This is a genomic window from Microvirga sp. ACRRW (assembly GCF_022346925.1).
In the GTDB taxonomy this organism is placed as follows: Bacteria; Pseudomonadota; Alphaproteobacteria; order Rhizobiales; family Beijerinckiaceae; genus Microvirga.
The window spans coordinates 327,208-342,709 of sequence record NZ_JAKRNJ010000003.1 but is presented as its reverse complement, the minus strand read 5'-3'; the positions used below and the strand labels follow the sequence as shown (position 1 = coordinate 342,709).

General features: G+C 62.2%; 15 protein-coding genes. 7 read left to right on the top strand and 8 right to left on the bottom strand.

Translation table 11 applies throughout. The annotated features are described in order from the left end of the window. Window positions 1-4: 4 nt before the first annotated feature. The 5 genes from MHY87_RS08995 to sppA are packed head-to-tail and all read right to left on the bottom strand — an operon-like array spanning window position 5 to window position 3,315. The gene (locus MHY87_RS08995) at window positions 5-664 is read right to left on the bottom strand and encodes a phosphoribosylanthranilate isomerase (RefSeq protein WP_239351166.1); all 660 of its coding nucleotides are present in this window, start codon (window positions 662-664) and stop codon (window positions 5-7) included. Between the two features lie 9 nt (window positions 665-673). Continuing rightward, window positions 674-1,621 (bottom strand): ornithine cyclodeaminase family protein, encoded by a 948-nt coding sequence (locus MHY87_RS08990; protein ID WP_239351164.1) that lies wholly within the window; start codon window positions 1,619-1,621, stop codon window positions 674-676. A 24-nt stretch (window positions 1,622-1,645) separates the two neighbouring features. Continuing rightward, entirely contained in the window at window positions 1,646-1,993 is a 348-nt protein-coding gene (locus MHY87_RS08985) for a LapA family protein (RefSeq protein ID WP_239351162.1), read from the bottom strand. A gap of 16 nt (window positions 1,994-2,009) precedes the next feature. After that, window positions 2,010-2,324, bottom strand: coding sequence for an integration host factor subunit beta (gene ihfB, locus MHY87_RS08980; protein WP_239351160.1), 315 nt, complete (start codon window positions 2,322-2,324; stop codon window positions 2,010-2,012). A gap of 25 nt (window positions 2,325-2,349) precedes the next feature. Beyond that, the gene (gene sppA / locus MHY87_RS08975; protein ID WP_239351158.1) at window positions 2,350-3,315 is read right to left on the bottom strand and encodes a signal peptide peptidase SppA; all 966 of its coding nucleotides are present in this window, start codon (window positions 3,313-3,315) and stop codon (window positions 2,350-2,352) included. A 171-nt stretch (window positions 3,316-3,486) separates the two neighbouring features. Here sppA and MHY87_RS08970 point away from each other — a divergent pair, with 171 nt between their 5' ends. Beyond that, window positions 3,487-3,906 carry an NTF2 fold immunity protein gene (locus tag MHY87_RS08970; protein WP_239351156.1) on the top strand — a complete coding sequence of 140 codons (420 nt, stop codon included), beginning with the start codon at window positions 3,487-3,489 and terminating at the stop codon, window positions 3,904-3,906. A gap of 83 nt (window positions 3,907-3,989) precedes the next feature. Here MHY87_RS08970 and rpsA read toward each other — a convergent pair whose 3' ends face one another. Then, window positions 3,990-5,687: a 30S ribosomal protein S1 gene (rpsA, locus tag MHY87_RS08965; RefSeq protein ID WP_239351154.1), complete on the bottom strand. Its 1,698-nt coding sequence runs from the start codon at window positions 5,685-5,687 to the stop codon at window positions 3,990-3,992. 414 nt (window positions 5,688-6,101) lie between these two features. On the opposite strand from rpsA, the gene MHY87_RS08960 reads away from it, so the two are divergent. After that, window positions 6,102-6,566: a DUF805 domain-containing protein gene (locus MHY87_RS08960; protein ID WP_239351152.1), complete on the top strand. Its 465-nt coding sequence runs from the start codon at window positions 6,102-6,104 to the stop codon at window positions 6,564-6,566. Between the two features lie 89 nt (window positions 6,567-6,655). Here the strand turns inward: MHY87_RS08960 and MHY87_RS08955 are convergent, their stop codons facing one another. Continuing rightward, window positions 6,656-7,966, bottom strand: a complete 1,311-nt coding sequence (locus MHY87_RS08955) for an MFS transporter (protein ID WP_239351150.1) — start codon at window positions 7,964-7,966, stop codon at window positions 6,656-6,658. Between the two features lie 263 nt (window positions 7,967-8,229). Then, window positions 8,230-8,859 carry a 2-hydroxychromene-2-carboxylate isomerase gene (locus MHY87_RS08950; RefSeq protein WP_239351148.1) on the bottom strand — a complete coding sequence of 210 codons (630 nt, stop codon included), beginning with the start codon at window positions 8,857-8,859 and terminating at the stop codon, window positions 8,230-8,232. Window positions 8,860-9,029: 170 nt separating this feature from the next. Between MHY87_RS08950 and MHY87_RS08945 the strand changes: the two genes are divergently transcribed. The 5 genes from MHY87_RS08945 to typA all read left to right on the top strand — a co-directional run bounded on the left by MHY87_RS08945 (window position 9,030) and on the right by typA (window position 15,464). Continuing rightward, window positions 9,030-10,262 (top strand): argininosuccinate synthase, encoded by a 1,233-nt coding sequence (locus MHY87_RS08945; RefSeq protein ID WP_239351146.1) that lies wholly within the window; start codon window positions 9,030-9,032, stop codon window positions 10,260-10,262. A 153-nt stretch (window positions 10,263-10,415) separates the two neighbouring features. After that, a complete protein-coding gene (locus MHY87_RS08940) occupies window positions 10,416-11,795 on the top strand; it encodes a DKNYY domain-containing protein (RefSeq protein WP_239351144.1) in 1,380 nt (459 codons plus the stop codon). Between the two features lie 42 nt (window positions 11,796-11,837). Next, on the top strand, window positions 11,838-12,380 hold the full coding sequence (locus MHY87_RS08935) for an MOSC domain-containing protein (RefSeq protein ID WP_239351142.1): 543 nt from the start codon (window positions 11,838-11,840) through the stop codon (window positions 12,378-12,380). 67 nt (window positions 12,381-12,447) lie between these two features. Beyond that, window positions 12,448-12,903: a hypothetical protein gene (locus tag MHY87_RS08930; protein ID WP_239351140.1), complete on the top strand. Its 456-nt coding sequence runs from the start codon at window positions 12,448-12,450 to the stop codon at window positions 12,901-12,903. A gap of 734 nt (window positions 12,904-13,637) precedes the next feature. Next, on the top strand, window positions 13,638-15,464 hold the full coding sequence (typA, locus tag MHY87_RS08925; RefSeq protein ID WP_239351138.1) for a translational GTPase TypA: 1,827 nt from the start codon (window positions 13,638-13,640) through the stop codon (window positions 15,462-15,464). Window positions 15,465-15,502 lie beyond the last annotated feature (38 nt).

Below are 15,502 nucleotides of genomic sequence, written 5' to 3'. Positions count from 1 at the left end.
TTCTCTAATGCTGCGCGGCGAATGCCGTTCGGGCTGCCTGAACGAAGGCCTTGATCTTGGCTGCGTCCTTCAGACCCGGCGAGCTTTCAACTCCCGACGATACGTCGACGGCCTTCGGGTGGGTGAGCCTGATAGCCTCCGCCACGTTGTCGGGGTTGAGGCCTCCTGACAACATGATGGGAAGAGCCGGGTCAAGCCCGTTCAGGAGCTTCCAGTCGAAGGACACGCCGTTGCCGCCGGGTAAGGCATCCGCTGTGCGCGGCGGCTTGGCGTCGAGCAGAATGTGCTCGGAGCCCTCGGCATAAGGCGCGAGAGCCTCTAGATCGCTCTTCTCGGCAATGCCGACGGCCTTCATGACCGGACGTTTGACCATAGAGCGGATCTCCGCGACGCGCTCCGGGCTCTCATGTCCATGCAGCTGGATCAGGTCAGGGTTGATGGCCTCGACGGCCTGGGCGATCTCCTCGTCGCCGGGATCGACCAGCAGCACGACGCGAAGCGCACGGCCCTTCGCCTGCAGCGACAGGCGATGGCCGAGATCGAGGGTCACGTGGCGGGGGCTCTTCGGATAACGCACGAATCCCACCATGTCCGCGCCGGCATCCAGCGCAGCCTCCAGGGTTTCGGGGGTCGAGAGCCCGCAGATCTTAATCAGGTTGTTCATTGTTGCATTTTACGACGGATTGGCCTGCAAACGCCATACCAGCATTGCCGCAGCCAAATCCTCCAGCGCCGTGCCCACCGATTTGAACACGGTGATCGCCTTGTCGTTCCGCTGAGGCGGGTTGCGGCAGAGGTCGAACAGCGTGCCGCGCACGTGGCCCTCCGAGATCGCACCCTTCTGGATCGATACGGCCACGTCTCCGCCCTCGGTCTTGGCGGCGTCGGTGTCCACATAGACCTGGGCGCGGCGAAGCGCCTCGTCATCGGCCTCGCGCATCTTCAGGTTGAACGCGCCCACGAGATCGAGATGTGCGCCCTCCTTCAGCCATGCGCCCTTCACGATGGGCGCGGTGGACAGCGTGGCGCAGGAGACGAGATCGGCCTCGCGCACCGCCGCTTCGAGATCCGTGACGGCTGTCACGGGCAGTCCCTCGCCGCGAAGCTCGGCCGCCAGACTTTCAGCCTTCTCCGGCCGATGATTCCACAAGTGGATTTCACGGATCGGCCTCTGGCTCATATGGGCGCGAATGAGGAACGGCGCGAGCGCGCCCGAGCCCACCATTACCATGCGGCTGGCATCCTCACGGACGAGATGGCGCGCCGCGAGCGCGGAGGCCGCAGCCGTGCGCCACACGGTGAGGCGCGTGCCGTCGAGCACGGCGACGGGCTGTCCCGTCTCGCCGTTCATGAGCAGGTACGAGCCCATGACGCTCGGGAGATTCCTGGCTCCGTTCTCCGGAAACACCGAGACCACCTTCACGCCGACGAAGCCGTCCTTCGTGGCGGGCCCCGTCCATGCGGGCATCAGCAGCAGCGTTCCGTGAGAACCACTGCGCTCGATTTCATGATGGTGCCGGACCGGCGTGACCATGTCGCTGCGAAAGGCCTCGGCCAGAGCATCGACCAGAGCAGGAAAGGTGAGAGCCCGATCGATCTCGGCGGAGGATATGACGCGCATGGGAAACAGGAAAACCTGGACGGGCTAGAAGCCCGACGATTGCGGGGACGGCAGGGTGGCCGGCACGTTGGCGGTGTTCTGGCTGCGCAGGCGCTCGGTCTCGCTGCGCAGCTGGTCCGCCTCGCGGCGATAGCGGCGGCGGGCCTTGCGGGTCTTGCCTTGCGCGAGCCAGCTCGCCGTGCCGCCGATAATGACGCCCACGGCGACGGCGGCGAAGATCACGGCGAAGAGCGGCACTTGCGTCGCGAATTCAGGCGCATCCTGCGAGAACGGATCAAGCGACAGGGTCACCGGAGCGCGGTTTGCCACCGCCAGCAGGACCACCAGAACCGCAATCGGCAGTAGAATGAGCGCCTTCAAAAAGCGAATCACGAGCACCTCTCAAAAATTATTGGGCAGCCGCCGCCTTCATCACCTTGGAGGCGGGAGCGTTGAGCCGCTGACGCATTTCCTTGCCCGTCTTGAACACGGGCACGACCTTCTCGGAGATCGAAACGGATGCACCCGTGCGCGGGTTGCGTCCCGTGCGGGCATCGCGCTTCTTCACGGAGAAGGCTCCGAAGCCGCGCAGCTCCACCCGGTCTCCCCGAGCCAGGGCATCGGCGATGGTGTCGAGGATCGCGTTGACGATCTTCTCCACGTCGCGCTGATACAAATGCGGGTTCTGCTCAGCGATTTTGAGCACCAGTTCTGATTTGATCATGGAAAGCTATATCTTTGACGATGCTTTATTTTTCGGAAGGTTGCCAGACGACCAGCAGACCGTCAAGCCGTGCTGCCTCTGCGTGAGCCTCGGTGCGGCGCAAGGCTTCGGCCGCGCTCTCGAAACCGAGCAGGTCGACAGCCGTCGCCGCCATGGCGAAAATGGAAATGTCCCGGTCGGAGCGCGGCTTCCAGTCGCGAATCGGCAGATCCTTGGAAACGCCCTTCTCAGCCTCCAGCCAGGCCACCGCATCGCGCTCGCCGCCGAGCTTGTCCACGAGCTTCATGGGCACGCCCTGGCGGCCACTGAAAACCTGGCCCGTCGAGACCGAGGTCAATTCGCCTTCGTTGAGACGGCGACGCTCGCGCACGAGGGCCTTGAACCAGTCATAGGTATCGTTGACCACCAGTTGCGTCGCGGCGCGCGCCTCCGGCGAGGTCGGCGTGAAGGGATTGGGCTCCGCCTTGAGCGGCGCCGATTTGATCGCCTCCATCTTCACGCCGACATTGCCGAGAAGGCCTGACAGATCGGGATACTGGAACAGCACGCCGATGGAGCCGACGAGCGAAGTCTCGCGGGCGACGATATAATCGGAGGCAATCGCCGTGATGTAGCCGCCGGACGCCGCCGTGCCGTCGACGAAGGTCACCACCGGCTTCTTCTCCGCGAGGCGGCGGATGTTGCGGTAGAGCTCTTCGGAACCCGTCGTGGTGCCGCCGGGGCTGTTGATGGAGATCACGACGCCCGAGACGAGACTGGAATCACCCACTCGCTGCATGAGATCCGCGAGGCGCTGATTGCCGGTGATCACCCCGTCGATGGAGATGCGGGCGATCTGGTGCTGCACGCCGCCATAGCCCATGCGGTCGGCAGTGGCATAGCCGATGGCGGCAACGGCGGCGATCAGCCCTGAGAACCCGGCGATGCGCCAGAATGACAGCTTGCGGCGCAAACGGCGGCGGTCGGCAATGGCTTCGGCATCGATGGACATCGGTTCGTCTCTTAACTCGGTTCACTGATGGAGAGGCTGCACCCTATTGCGAAGGCAGATAGGGCGGCAAGGGAGGCGACCAATAAAAAAGCCGCACGCTCATATCGTTATCGCGTTTGTTCGCCCTCGAGTGCATCGTGTTATATTGGATCGTCGCCCTCGGAGCTTGCCATGAAATTTTACGCAACCGCCCTTTGGCTCGGCCTTCTGCTCATTCCTGAAGCCGGATGGGCGCAAGACGCCAATACGACGAGCGCCACCAAGCTCAACGTGGCCTGTCAGATCGCTCCGGAGCGACGGGGAGCGCCGACTTCATGCTCGGACGTGAGCGACATCCTGCCCGATGCCACCACCGCTTACACTGTCGGAATGGCGATCCTCAAAGAGCGCTACGGCGCGGGGGCCGTGGAATATCCTGAGCCTTATGAAGCGACGTTCGATAGCCGCAATGAGGAATGGTGCGTTGATCGTGCTCTCTTTCCGCCTGGGGTATCGGCTAAGGATCGACTGCCGCGGAAAGGTGGAGGACACCCTTACGTGTGCCTCTCGAAGAAAGATGGGCGGGTGACACTCATCAGCAGAAGCCTTTGAATTTTTCGAATGCCCACACCCGGACAAAAAAATCCCCGGGCCGGAGCCCGGGGATCCATCAGGTCTGAAAAATCAGAGCCCGATTACTTCTTGCCGGCCTTGTTGAGGGCGGCGCCCAGGATGTCGCCGAGCGACGCTCCCGAGTCGGCCGAGCCGTACTGAGCCATGGCTTCCTTCTCCTCAGCGACCTCAAGGGCCTTGATGGAGACGGTGACGCGGCGGGCCTTGCGGTCGAACTGCGTGACGCGGGCGTCGAGCTTCTCACCGGCAGCGAAACGCTCCGGACGCTGGTCGCCGCGATCGCGAGCAAGCTCGGAACGCTTGATGAAGGTGGTGAGGTCGGTATCGACGATCTTCACCTCCAGGCCGCCGTCCTTCACCTCGAGAACCTCGCAGGTGACGATCTGGCCCTTCTTGAACTCGCCAGCTTCGGCGAAGGGGTCGCCAGCCATCTGCTTGATGCCGAGCGAGATGCGCTCCTTCTCCACGTCGACGTCGAGAACCTGAGCGCGAACCATGTCGCCCTTCTTGAACTCGTCGATGACCTGCTCGCCCGGACGGTTCCAGTCGAGATCCGAGAGGTGGACCATGCCGTCGACGTCGTTCTCGAGACCGATGAAGAGACCGAACTCGGTCTTGTTCTTCACTTCGCCCTCGACTTCGGAGCCGACAGGGTGCTTCTCGGCGAAGGCTTCCCACGGATTCTGCAGCGTCTGCTTCAGACCCAGCGAGATGCGGCGCTTCACCTGATCGACCTCGAGGATCACGACCTCAACTTCCTGCGAAGTGGAGATGATCTTGCCGGGGTGAACGTTCTTCTTCGTCCAGGACATCTCGGAGACGTGGATCAGGCCTTCAATGCCCGGCTCCAGCTCGACGAACGCACCGTAATCGGTGATGTTCGTGACGCGGCCCTTCAGCTTGGCGTCGACCGGGTAGCGGGCGGCGATGCCCTCCCACGGATCGGCGAGCAGCTGCTTGATGCCGAGCGAGATGCGGTGCGTCTCGTGGTTGATCTTGATGATCTTCACCTTCACCGTCTGGCCGATGGTTACGACCTCGGACGGGTGGTTCACGCGGCGCCATGCCATGTCGGTGACGTGCAGCAGGCCGTCGATGCCGCCGAGATCAACGAACGCACCGTACTCGGTGATGTTCTTGACCACGCCGTCGATGACCTGACCCTCTTCGAGGTTGGCCACGAGCTCGGAGCGCTGCTCGGCGCGGCTCTCTTCGAGAACCGTGCGGCGCGACACGACGATGTTGCCGCGGCGGCGGTCCATCTTGAGGATCTGGAACGGCTGAGCCACGCCCATGAGCGGGGTGACGTCGCGCACGGGGCGGATATCGACCTGGGAGCGGGGCAGGAACGCCACGGCGCCGTCGAGGTCGACGGTGTAGCCGCCCTTCACCTGGTTGAAGATGGTGCCGTTGACGCGCTCCTGGGCCTCGAAGGCCTTCTCGAGCTTCACCCACGACTCTTCGCGGCGAGCCTTGTCGCGCGAGATGACGGCTTCGCCCAGCGCATTCTCGATGCGCTCGACATAAACTTCGACCTCATCGCCGACGTTCAGTTCACGCTCGCGATTGGGGCCGGTGAATTCTTTCAGAGCGACGCGACCTTCGGTCTTGGCGCCGATATCGATGACCGCGACATCCTTCTCGATGGCGACCACCTTACCCTTCACAACCGAGCCTTCGCTGATCTCGTTCGTGAGGAAGGATTCTTCGAGCAGAGCGGCGAAATCTTCACGGCTCGGCTGCTGGAAAGCTGCAGACATAGGTTCTCCTGAATGGCCCTCGTTTAAGGGGCGACACCGGCGGCTCGTGTGAACGGGCCGTTCCCAGCCGCCGCTGCCAGGGACGCCCCTCCAGGGCCATGTCCAAGGCATACCGCTCGAAAGCGGGCCGGTGCATCACCGGCGGATGGAAACGTTATTATCGTCAAGACCTTAGCGGAACGCTGACACGATGCGGATGAGACATCCTGCATCGGGTAAGACCGTCAATATCTGTCGGATGGGCGTTCCTTTATCCCAAATGGCCTTGGATCACAAGGCTTTCAAGGATTTACCTCCGGCTCGCATCTCCAGCCTTTTTCAGCGGCCGGGATTGTGTGCGACAAAGCCATTGCGGCACCCACCTTTCGGTTGATATAAAGTTTCATGCGCCTACCCGTCTCCTGGAATATCCCTGTGCGTGATTTCATCCTGTCTCAGTTCTCAATTGCCGGTCGCACAAGCCGAAAGGACTTCCTGAGGCGATGGTTGCAGATCAGCTACATCGGCCTCTTCCTTATGGTCGCCGGTATTTTTCTGGCCTCGCAGGGTTTCAGATTTGCAGGCTATGCCACCGCTGGCCTGATCTTGATCATCGTGATCGCCAATTACGCCATGGTCATCCGGCGCTATCATGATCGAAACCGCTCGGGCTGGTGGCTCATTGCATCCTTCGGAATCAACTTGGGCGGCTATTTTGCAGAGCAGTTGGAAAGAACCCATCCGACTGTGTTCCTCCTTCTTGCTCTTGCCCTGCTCATCGCGAATCTCTGGTTCCTGATCGAGCTTTTCTTCCGGCGCGGCACGATAGGCCCCAATCGCTTCGGTGAGGATCCATCCGGCGCTCATCCCCTCGCCCACGAAGCGACCGCTTCTGCGTAATGCCAAGAAGGAACGGTCAGCGGAAATAAAACACCCCCGCTGCCGGAGCAGCGAGGGTGCGACGCGGGACACAACTTGAATGGGGACTTTTAGTCCTCGTGAATGAGGCTGTGCGTGCGGGTGTCCTTCATGCGCAGGTACACGATGAGGGACAGGGCGATCATGATCGTCACGTAGATGAAGAAGCCGTATTCGTGGCCGGCCTGCTTGAACCAGAGCGCCACGTATTCCGCCGTTCCGCCGAACACCGTGTTGGCGATGGCATAGGGCAATGCCACGCCGAGCGCGCGGATATGGGCCGGAAACATCTCCGCCTTCACCACCGCGTTGATGGAGGTGTAGCCGGTGACGATCACCAGCGCGCCCAGCACCAGCGCGAAGGCGGTGTAGGGGTTGGTGGTGCCGGCGAGCGTCGAGAAGATCAGGTAGGTGAACAGCACGCCGAGCACGCCGAAGCCCACCATCAGGGGCTTGCGGCCGATGCGGTCGGACAGCGCGCCCGCCAAAGGCTGGATCGCCATGAACACGAACAGCGCCGCAGCTGTGATCTGGCTGGCGGATTCGCGGCTGAAGCCCGACGTGTTGACCAGGAACTTCTGCAGGTAGGTGGTGTAGGCATAGAAGGCGAGCGTGCCGCCTGCGGTGAGCGCAATGACGGTAAAAGCCTCGCGCGGATATTTGGTGAACAGTGCGAGACCGCTGGAGCGCGGAGCCTTCCCGTCCTTGTTCTGGGCCCCTTGCGCGTTCTTGTAGGACTGCGTCTCCGAGAGGCCGCGGCGGAGATAGAACACCAGAACCGCGAGCACGCCGCCGATGAAGAACGGAATGCGCCAGCCCCAGCTTTCCAGATCCTGCTCGGGCATCGCCTGCTGTAGGATCAGCAGGACTCCGAGCGCCAGAAGCTGACCGGAGATGAGCGTGACGTACTGGAAGCTGGAGAAGAATCCGCGACGGCTCTTGCCGGCCATCTCGCTCAAATAGGTGGCGCTGGCGCCGTATTCGCCGCCGACGCTGATGCCCTGAATCAGGCGCGCGAAAACCAGGATGACGGGAGCAAACACGCCGATGCTGTCATAGCCGGGCGTCACCGCGATCATCAGCGAGCCCGTACACATGAGCGTAACGGAAAGAGTGAGGCCAGCCTTGCGGCCCTTGCGATCCGCGTAGATGCCCATGATCCACGCGCCGATGGGGCGCATGAGGAAGCCCACCGCGAAAACGGCCGCCGCGTTCAGGAGCTGGGCGGTCTGGTCGCCCTTGGGGAAGAAGATCGGGGCGAAATAGAGAGTGAAGGCGGAATAGACGTACCAGTCGTACCATTCGACCATGTTGCCGGCGGAGCCGCCGATGATCGATTTCAACCGCTGCCTGCGATCCGCAAGGCTATTCTGCATCAGCATGAAACAGGACTTTCCAATAATGCATGCATTCCCCGCGCCGGGAGAGCGCATGGCCTGAAAGGCTTTCGATTTTGGAGGGATGCGGCAGCGTTGGCGTTCCGCTGCGGCTTTATGATGCCTGGGGCATACGCCCCGCATGACGTTTGGTCAAATACCCTGACCTAAACAGGGTGCCTCAGCCAATGCCCGGCGAGGCATAAGATCTTGATTTTATTGCAAATTTATCGACATATCCGCATTCACGGAAAAGAAGGCAGCGCCTCTCAGAGAGGAATCTCCGAGCGTCGGGCCTGCGTGACGGCCCATTCGAGCGCCTGCTCCAGCCGGTCGTTGCCCCAGAACATCTCCCCGTCCTCGGCGAAGAAGGTGGGCGCTCCGAAGACGCCACGGGATTGGGCCTCCTCGCTCATCCGGCGCAGGCGCATCTTGTTGGCGTCGGACTGAGCCTCGGCGATGATGCCTTCAGGGTCGAGCCCGAGGCCGTCGAGGATGCCGACAAGAATCTCCCGATCGGAAATATCCCGTCCTTCGCCGAACTCGGCCATGTAGACGGCCTTGGTGAAAATCGGTGTCCAGCCGGTCTCCGTGCCGAGGGCGGCGATGCGGGCGGCCAGCAGGCTGTTCTGGGGAAAGCTCTTTGGCCGGTAGAACGGCAGCCCGACGCGCACGGCCTCACGCTCCATGTCGCGCCACATGTAGCGGCCCTTGTCGGGGTAGACGTTGAAAGGCGAGTTATCCAAGCCCTGCGCCTGGAAGATGGGGCCCAGCAGGAACGGCCGCCACACGACCTCCACGCCCACCTCCTCCGCCAGCCGCTCGATGCGCATGGCGGCAAGATAGGAATAGGTGGACGCGAATTCGTACCAGAACTCGAAAATCGGGCGACGCTGCATGAACCTCTCCTGCTGACAAGGGAGCTAAAGCATCCCCCCGCCCTTGGACAGGCATCCCTTTGGATGGGCAGGGATGCCTGGCGAGCATATCGCGCGCTTTAAGCTTTTGCCGTTGCACTCGAAGGGCTTCCCCGCTAATTCGCGAGCACCCTATCATTGGAACATCGACCATGGCTGAGAAGCGCGTGAACAAGGTCGTGCTCGCCTATTCCGGCGGCCTCGACACCTCCATCATCCTCAAGTGGCTGCAGACCACCTATGGCTGCGAGGTGGTGACCTTTACCGCCGACCTCGGCCAGGGCGAGGAGCTGGAGCCTGCCCGCAAGAAGGCGGAACTGCTCGGCATCAAGCCGGAGAACATCTTCATCGAGGACCTGCGCGACGAGTTCGTGCGCGATTACGTGTTCCCGATGTTCCGCGCCAACGCGCAATACGAGGGCCTGTATCTGCTCGGCACCTCCATCGCCCGCCCGCTGATCGCCAAGAAGCAGATCGAGATCGCCGAGAAGGTCGGCGCCGACGCCGTCTCTCACGGCGCGACTGGCAAGGGCAACGACCAGGTGCGCTTCGAGCTGGGCTACTACGCCCTCAAGCCCGACGTCACCGTGATCGCCCCCTGGCGCGAATGGGACCTGCGCTCCCGCGAGCAGCTCATTGCCTTCGCCGAGCAGCATCAGATCCCGATCGCCAAGGACAAGCGCGGCGAGGCTCCGTTCTCCGTCGACGCCAACCTCCTGCACGCCTCCTCCGAGGGTAAGGTGCTGGAAGATCCCGCGCTCGACGTGCCGGATTACGTCTATTCGCGCACCAACGACCCCGAATCTGCTCCCGACAAGCCGACCGTGATCAAGATCGAGTTCCTCAAGGGCGACCCCGTCGCCATCGACGGCAAGAAGATGGGCCCCGCCGATCTGCTCGCGAAGCTCAACGAGCTGGGCAAGATCAACGGCATCGGCCGCCTCGACCTCGTCGAGAACCGCTTCGTCGGCATGAAGAGCCGCGGCATGTACGAGACGCCCGGCGGCACGATCCTTCATCTCGCCCATCGCGGCATCGAGTCGATCACCCTCGACCGTGGTGCCGCGCATCTGAAGGACGAGCTGATGCCGAAATATGCAGAGCTCATCTATAACGGCTTCTGGTTCTCGCCGGAGCGCGAGATGCTGCAGGCGATGATCGACAAGTCCCAGGAATTCGTGACCGGCGAAGTGACGCTGAAGCTCTACAAGGGCGGCGTCCACATCATCGGCCGCCAGAGCCCCTACACGCTCTACGACCAGGACCTCGTGACCTTCGAGGAAGGCGCCGTCGCCTACGACCACCGCGACGCCGCAGGCTTCATCAAGCTCAACGCCCTGCGCCTGCGCACGCTGGCTCAACGTAAGAAGAAGCTGGGTCTCTAAGGTTCATCAAAAACGATTGCGGAATGGCCGGGCTCGTCCCGGCCATTTTCGTTTCAGAAACTCCCGCCCCCTCTCATCTAGTTGCGCAATGTTGCAGCGTTGAAGGCGTGTGCGCTACCGTAAGTGCCTGTCGAGTTCAGCAAAGAGAACATCATGCAGCCCATTCTCACGATAGACGGAGAGACCAGCCATTATTTCCGCACGCCGGAAGGGATCGTTCTTCGTGGAATGGGCGATAAGCTGTGGCCCCTCACCATCCGCGATCTCGATGCGTTCGAGGCTATCGACAAGAATGTCGGGCGCGATAAAGAAGCGATCTATATGTATGACGAGCCGGTCGCGGGCGCCGATCCGGCGAGTTTCAAGTGGATCGGCTACTCGGAAAGCGACGATCCTTGGCTGCGCCCTCGCTACGCTGTCGACAATACAGCGGTTTGGGCGCTGCGCATGAATTTGCGGGCAAAGACCTGGGAGCTGGTGAAGGTCGCGCGTCTTAATCCGGACACGACGCGTCTTCTCGGCGGCGCTTACGCCTGCGACGGCAAGCGCATCGCCTTCAACGGCACATTGCTCCAGGGCGCGGATGTCGCGAGCTTCGAAATCGTCATCGCCTCACGCTGCATCGCGAGGGACAATAAACGCGTCTACTACACGGGCGTGCCGATCAAGGGCGCTGATCCCGCAACATGGCGGCCTGCAACAGTCCTCGGCCCGGAGGTTCCGGTATCCTACAGCTGCGACAAGCGCGCGGCTTATTTCGAGGAAATAGAACTGCAGGATTCCGATCCGGCAACCTTCGTCGTCCTGAGCGACAATCAATACGTCGCAGCCGATGTCACAGGCCTTTACTGGCGGAACTCGCGGAGTTCGGCCAAGGATCGCGAAAGGTTCCTGACGATTGCGCACCACGAGGCGGCACGCAACGCGCTCCGCCGGCATGATCCGAACCCTGAGCGGTGGTGGAACAAACCACATGCGGAAGAGCCCGATCCTCGCCCTGACGTCGCGCCCGAGATCACATGGGGACATGTGATCGTCGAGGGCCAGCCGTGCTGGCGCGAAACTGGCAACGACAAGACGCGGACGAAGGATGTTCCCATCAAAGCCGATGCAGCGAACTTCGTCGTGCTCAGCAAGATTTATGCACGCGATAAGAACACCATCTTCTGTCGAGGCACCAAGCTGAGTAAGGCTGACCCCGAGACCTTTCGCGTGCTGGAGGGCTATCGCGACAGCACCGGGGCACACACGGCGGGGGTCTGGGCGCGCGACAAGATGCACATCTATCGTTTCAACGAGGTGATGAAGATGGATGCCGCCAGTTTCGAGCAACTCGGCATCTGCTACGCCCGCGACAAGGATCGCGTTTATGCCTATGGCACGGTCGTTCGTGGCGCCGATCCGGCGAAATTCGAGGTCATCGAAGGACCGTTCGGGCGCTGCGGCGCGAAATATTACTATGAGGGATATTCCGTCACCGCGAAGGAATTCGAGGAGGATTACGCGGAATGGAAAATGAGGGATCCAGCTTGAACGCAGTCGAATTCCGGCAGACCATCTGACGAGAAAGCAAGCATGAACGCATCCGTCCTTGCCGTCAGCCGCAGCGCGACGCATTCCTTTTCGAAAGCGAACAGGGAGAGCATCCGGCTCATTGCCGGGCTCGGCATCGAGGGCGATGCGCATGCGGGCGAGACGGTGAAGCACCGCTCCCGCGTGAAGGTCGATCCCACGCAACCGAACTTGCGCCAGGTTCATCTCATTCACGCCGAACTCTTCGACGAACTGGCAGAAAAAGGCTTCTCCGTCGCTGCCGGAGAACTGGGCGAGAACGTCACCACGCGCGGCATCAACCTGCTGTCACTCCCGGCGGGCACGATATTGCACATCGGCTCATTTGCCGTGGTTGCGCTGACGGGCTTGCGCAATCCTTGCGTCCAGATCGACCGTTTCCGGAAGGGTCTCATGAAGGCCGTGCTCGACCGCGACAGCGAGGGGCAGATTGTTCGCAAGGCCGGCGTGATGGGGATCGTTCTGGCAAGCGGTGAGGTGCGCGCGGGCGATGCGATTGCCGTCACCTTGCCGCCGGAGCCACGTCGGCGGCTTGAGCGGGTGTGACGGCTCATTGCGCAAGGCGATACAAAGTTATATCGCTGGCGAAAATTCCTAATCGAGGATGCCGCCGTTGCCTTGCCGCCTGTCTCTCCCTCGCCTGTTCGCTCTCGCCATTTGCGGCACACTCAGCGGCTGCGTCACCGCTCCGGCGCTTCGCCCGACCGCGGCGGATTTGAAGCCTGAAAATATCCGCACCCTGATTGCCAAGCAGCTGCTGCAGACCGGGGCCTTCGGGTCGATGTCCGTTTTCAAAGCCAAGATCATCGATGCCCGGATCAGCGCTCCCTCCGAGAAGCGCACCTTCTCGGGAGAGCCCTACACCTATTATTGCGTGACGGGATTCATCGAAAACCCCCTCTACCCGATTCACCAGACAGCCTTCGGTGAAGTGGAGGTGACGGACAGCAAAGGACAGCGCAATATTCGCGTCCGTTCCCGGATCCATGGTTCCTGCTCCGAAACCAGCTTCGAGCCATTTCCGGAAATCGAGAAGCTGAGCGTGGAGCGCTACGAGAAGGCGCAGTGATCCGATGGGCGGCTATGACGGCAAACGAGTGGCGTCATCCCGGGGCCGCGCAGCGGAACCCGGGATCGTGTGACGAGAATGGCGCAGATCCCCTCTCCCGGGTGGGAGAGGGGCAGGGGTGAGGGAGCGCCCTTGCCGGAGAAGGCATGCCCTCACCCGCCGCGCTGACGCGCGTCGACCTCTCCCGCTCGGGAGAGGTTTCCCGTGCCTTATCCTGCTGACGATCCCGGCTCGGCTTTGCCGTCCGGGATGACGCCCTCCGATCAATGTTCCGCTTTTGTTCTTGACTTTGGTCCTAACCTTGGCTATAGCTGTGGGTGTCCCGGCTCAGAGAGGGGCGCGCTCGCGAGGCGTCGTGATTGTCGGAGCCGGGAGCGGTCCTGTGTCAGGCCTCGCAAGCCTGTCGGCGGGAGGCCCATCGTTGAAAGACACGGTGTACGCCTAAAAGAACCGTGCGCGAGGAGCCGTCGGGTTCTTCACACACTCCACAATCGAGCCGGACGCCTCCTCGCGCCTCCCTCGACCCCAAACCTCGGAGCCACAAGCTCGCAAGGCCGTTCCCGCATGCCTTCGCCCGCGCTCTTTGACAGGCCTGCCTAGAAAGGCGTCAAGACGCCCTATTGCCGCCGCACCTTAATCATTATATTGCAGCGCATCAGATTTATCGCCCGGTACGAGCCAGGGGCGCGGGGACATCCGCCGCGTGCCGGGCCGCTTTGACTTGAAAGACCCCTATGAAACTTCGCAACATCGCCATCATCGCTCACGTCGACCACGGCAAGACCACCCTCGTCGACAAGCTTCTCCAGCAATCCGGCAGCTTCCGCGAGAACCAGCGCGTGGAAGAGCGCGCCATGGACTCGAACGACCTCGAGAAGGAGCGCGGCATCACCATCCTCGCCAAGGCCACCTCGGTGGTCTGGAAGGACACCCGCATCAACATCGTGGACACCCCCGGCCACGCCGATTTCGGCGGCGAGGTGGAGCGCATTCTCAGCATGGTGGACGGCGCCATCGTTCTCGTGGATGCTGCCGAAGGCCCGATGCCCCAGACCAAGTTCGTGGTGTCCAAGGCTCTCAAGATCGGCCTCAAGCCCATCGTTGCCATCAACAAGATCGACCGTCCCGATGGCCGCCATGTGGAAGTCATCAACGAGGTGTTCGACCTCTTCGCGGCGCTTGACGCCACCGACGAGCAGCTCGACTTCCCGATCCTCTACGGTTCGGGCCGCAACGGCTGGATGGCCAAGTCGCCGGAAGGCCCGCAGGACCAGGGCCTCGGCCCCCTGTTCGACCTCGTGCTCGAGCACGTGCCCCCGGCCAAGGTCGAGGAAGGCCCGTTCCGCATGCTCGGCACCCTGCTCGAATCCAATCCCTTCCTGGGTCGCATCGTCACGGGCCGTATCGCATCCGGTACGGTAAAGCCGAACCAGTCGATCAAGGTGCTCGACCGTGAGGGCAACGTGGTCGAGACCGGCCGCGTGTCCAAGATCCTCGCCTTCCGTGGCCTCGAGCGCCAGCCCATCGACGTGGGCGAGGCAGGCGACATCGTCTCCATCGCGGGCCTCGTGAAGGGCTCGGTGGCCGATACCTTCTGCGCGCCGGAAAACGACATTCCGATCCAGGCCCAGCCCATCGATCCGCCGACCGTGACCATGTCCTTCATCGTCAATGACAGCCCGCTCGCGGGCACCGAGGGCGACAAGGTGACGAGCCGCATGATCCGCGACCGCCTGTTCAAGGAAGCGGAAGGCAACGTGACCCTGAAGATCGAAGAAGCCTCCGACAAGGATTCGTTCTTCGTCTCGGGCCGTGGCGAATTGCAGCTCGCGATCCTCATCGAGACCATGCGCCGCGAGGGCTTCGAGCTTGCCGTGTCGCGTCCCCGCGTCGTCTTCGAGAAGGACGAGGCCGGCAACCTCCTCGAGCCCATCGAGGAAGTGGTGATCGACGTGGACGAGGAGCATTCCGGCGTTGTCGTGCAGAAGATGTCCGAGCGCCGCGCCGAGATGGTCGAGATGAAGCCGTCGGGCGGCAACCGTCAGCGCCTCGTGTTCTACGCTCCGACCCGTGGCCTCATCGGCTACCAGAGCGAGCTTCTCACCGACACGCGCGGCACGGCGATCATGAACCGCCTGTTCCACGCCTATCAGCCCTACAAGGGCGAGATCGCCGGCCGCCGCAACGGCGTGCTGATCTCCAACGACGCAGGCGAGGCTGTCGCTTACGCGCTGTGGAACCTGGAAGATCGCGGCCCGATGATGATCGAGCCCGGCTGGAAGGTCTATCAGGGCATGATCATCGGCGAGCACAACCGCGAGAACGATCTCGAGGTGAACGTGCTGAAGGGCAAGAAGCTTACCAACATCCGCACGACCTCGAAGGACGAAGCGGTGCGCCTGACGCCGCCGATCCGCATGACCCTCGAGCGCTCGCTCGCATGGATCGAGGACGACGAGCTCGTGGAAGTGACGCCGAAGTCCATCCGCATCCGCAAGGCGATCCTCGACCCGAACGACCGCAAGCGCGCCGACAAGCAGAAGGAAGCGCTGAGCGCTTAACCCGATCAAAAGGCCGCCCACTGGGCGGCCTTTTTCAT

What these genes read in the sequence shown, in the direction of transcription:
- MHY87_RS08940 (WP_239351144.1), top strand. Translation starts at nt 10,416, where the DNA reads ATGCAGCCCATTCTCACGATAGACGGAGAGACCAGCCATTATTTCCGC.
- MHY87_RS08955 (WP_239351150.1), bottom strand. Translation starts at nt 7,966, where the DNA reads ATGCTGATGCAGAATAGCCTTGCGGATCGCAGGCAGCGGTTGAAATCG.
- MHY87_RS08995 (WP_239351166.1), bottom strand. Translation starts at nt 664, where the DNA reads ATGAACAACCTGATTAAGATCTGCGGGCTCTCGACCCCCGAAACCCTG.
- MHY87_RS08990 (WP_239351164.1), bottom strand. Translation starts at nt 1,621, where the DNA reads ATGCGCGTCATATCCTCCGCCGAGATCGATCGGGCTCTCACCTTTCCT.
- typA (WP_239351138.1), top strand. Translation starts at nt 13,638, where the DNA reads ATGAAACTTCGCAACATCGCCATCATCGCTCACGTCGACCACGGCAAG.
- MHY87_RS08935 (WP_239351142.1), top strand. Translation starts at nt 11,838, where the DNA reads ATGAACGCATCCGTCCTTGCCGTCAGCCGCAGCGCGACGCATTCCTTT.
- ihfB (WP_239351160.1), bottom strand. Translation starts at nt 2,324, where the DNA reads ATGATCAAATCAGAACTGGTGCTCAAAATCGCTGAGCAGAACCCGCAT.
- MHY87_RS08950 (WP_239351148.1), bottom strand. Translation starts at nt 8,859, where the DNA reads ATGCAGCGTCGCCCGATTTTCGAGTTCTGGTACGAATTCGCGTCCACC.
- MHY87_RS08945 (WP_239351146.1), top strand. Translation starts at nt 9,030, where the DNA reads ATGGCTGAGAAGCGCGTGAACAAGGTCGTGCTCGCCTATTCCGGCGGC.
- rpsA (WP_239351154.1), bottom strand. Translation starts at nt 5,687, where the DNA reads ATGTCTGCAGCTTTCCAGCAGCCGAGCCGTGAAGATTTCGCCGCTCTG.
- MHY87_RS08970 (WP_239351156.1), top strand. Translation starts at nt 3,487, where the DNA reads ATGAAATTTTACGCAACCGCCCTTTGGCTCGGCCTTCTGCTCATTCCT.
- sppA (WP_239351158.1), bottom strand. Translation starts at nt 3,315, where the DNA reads ATGTCCATCGATGCCGAAGCCATTGCCGACCGCCGCCGTTTGCGCCGC.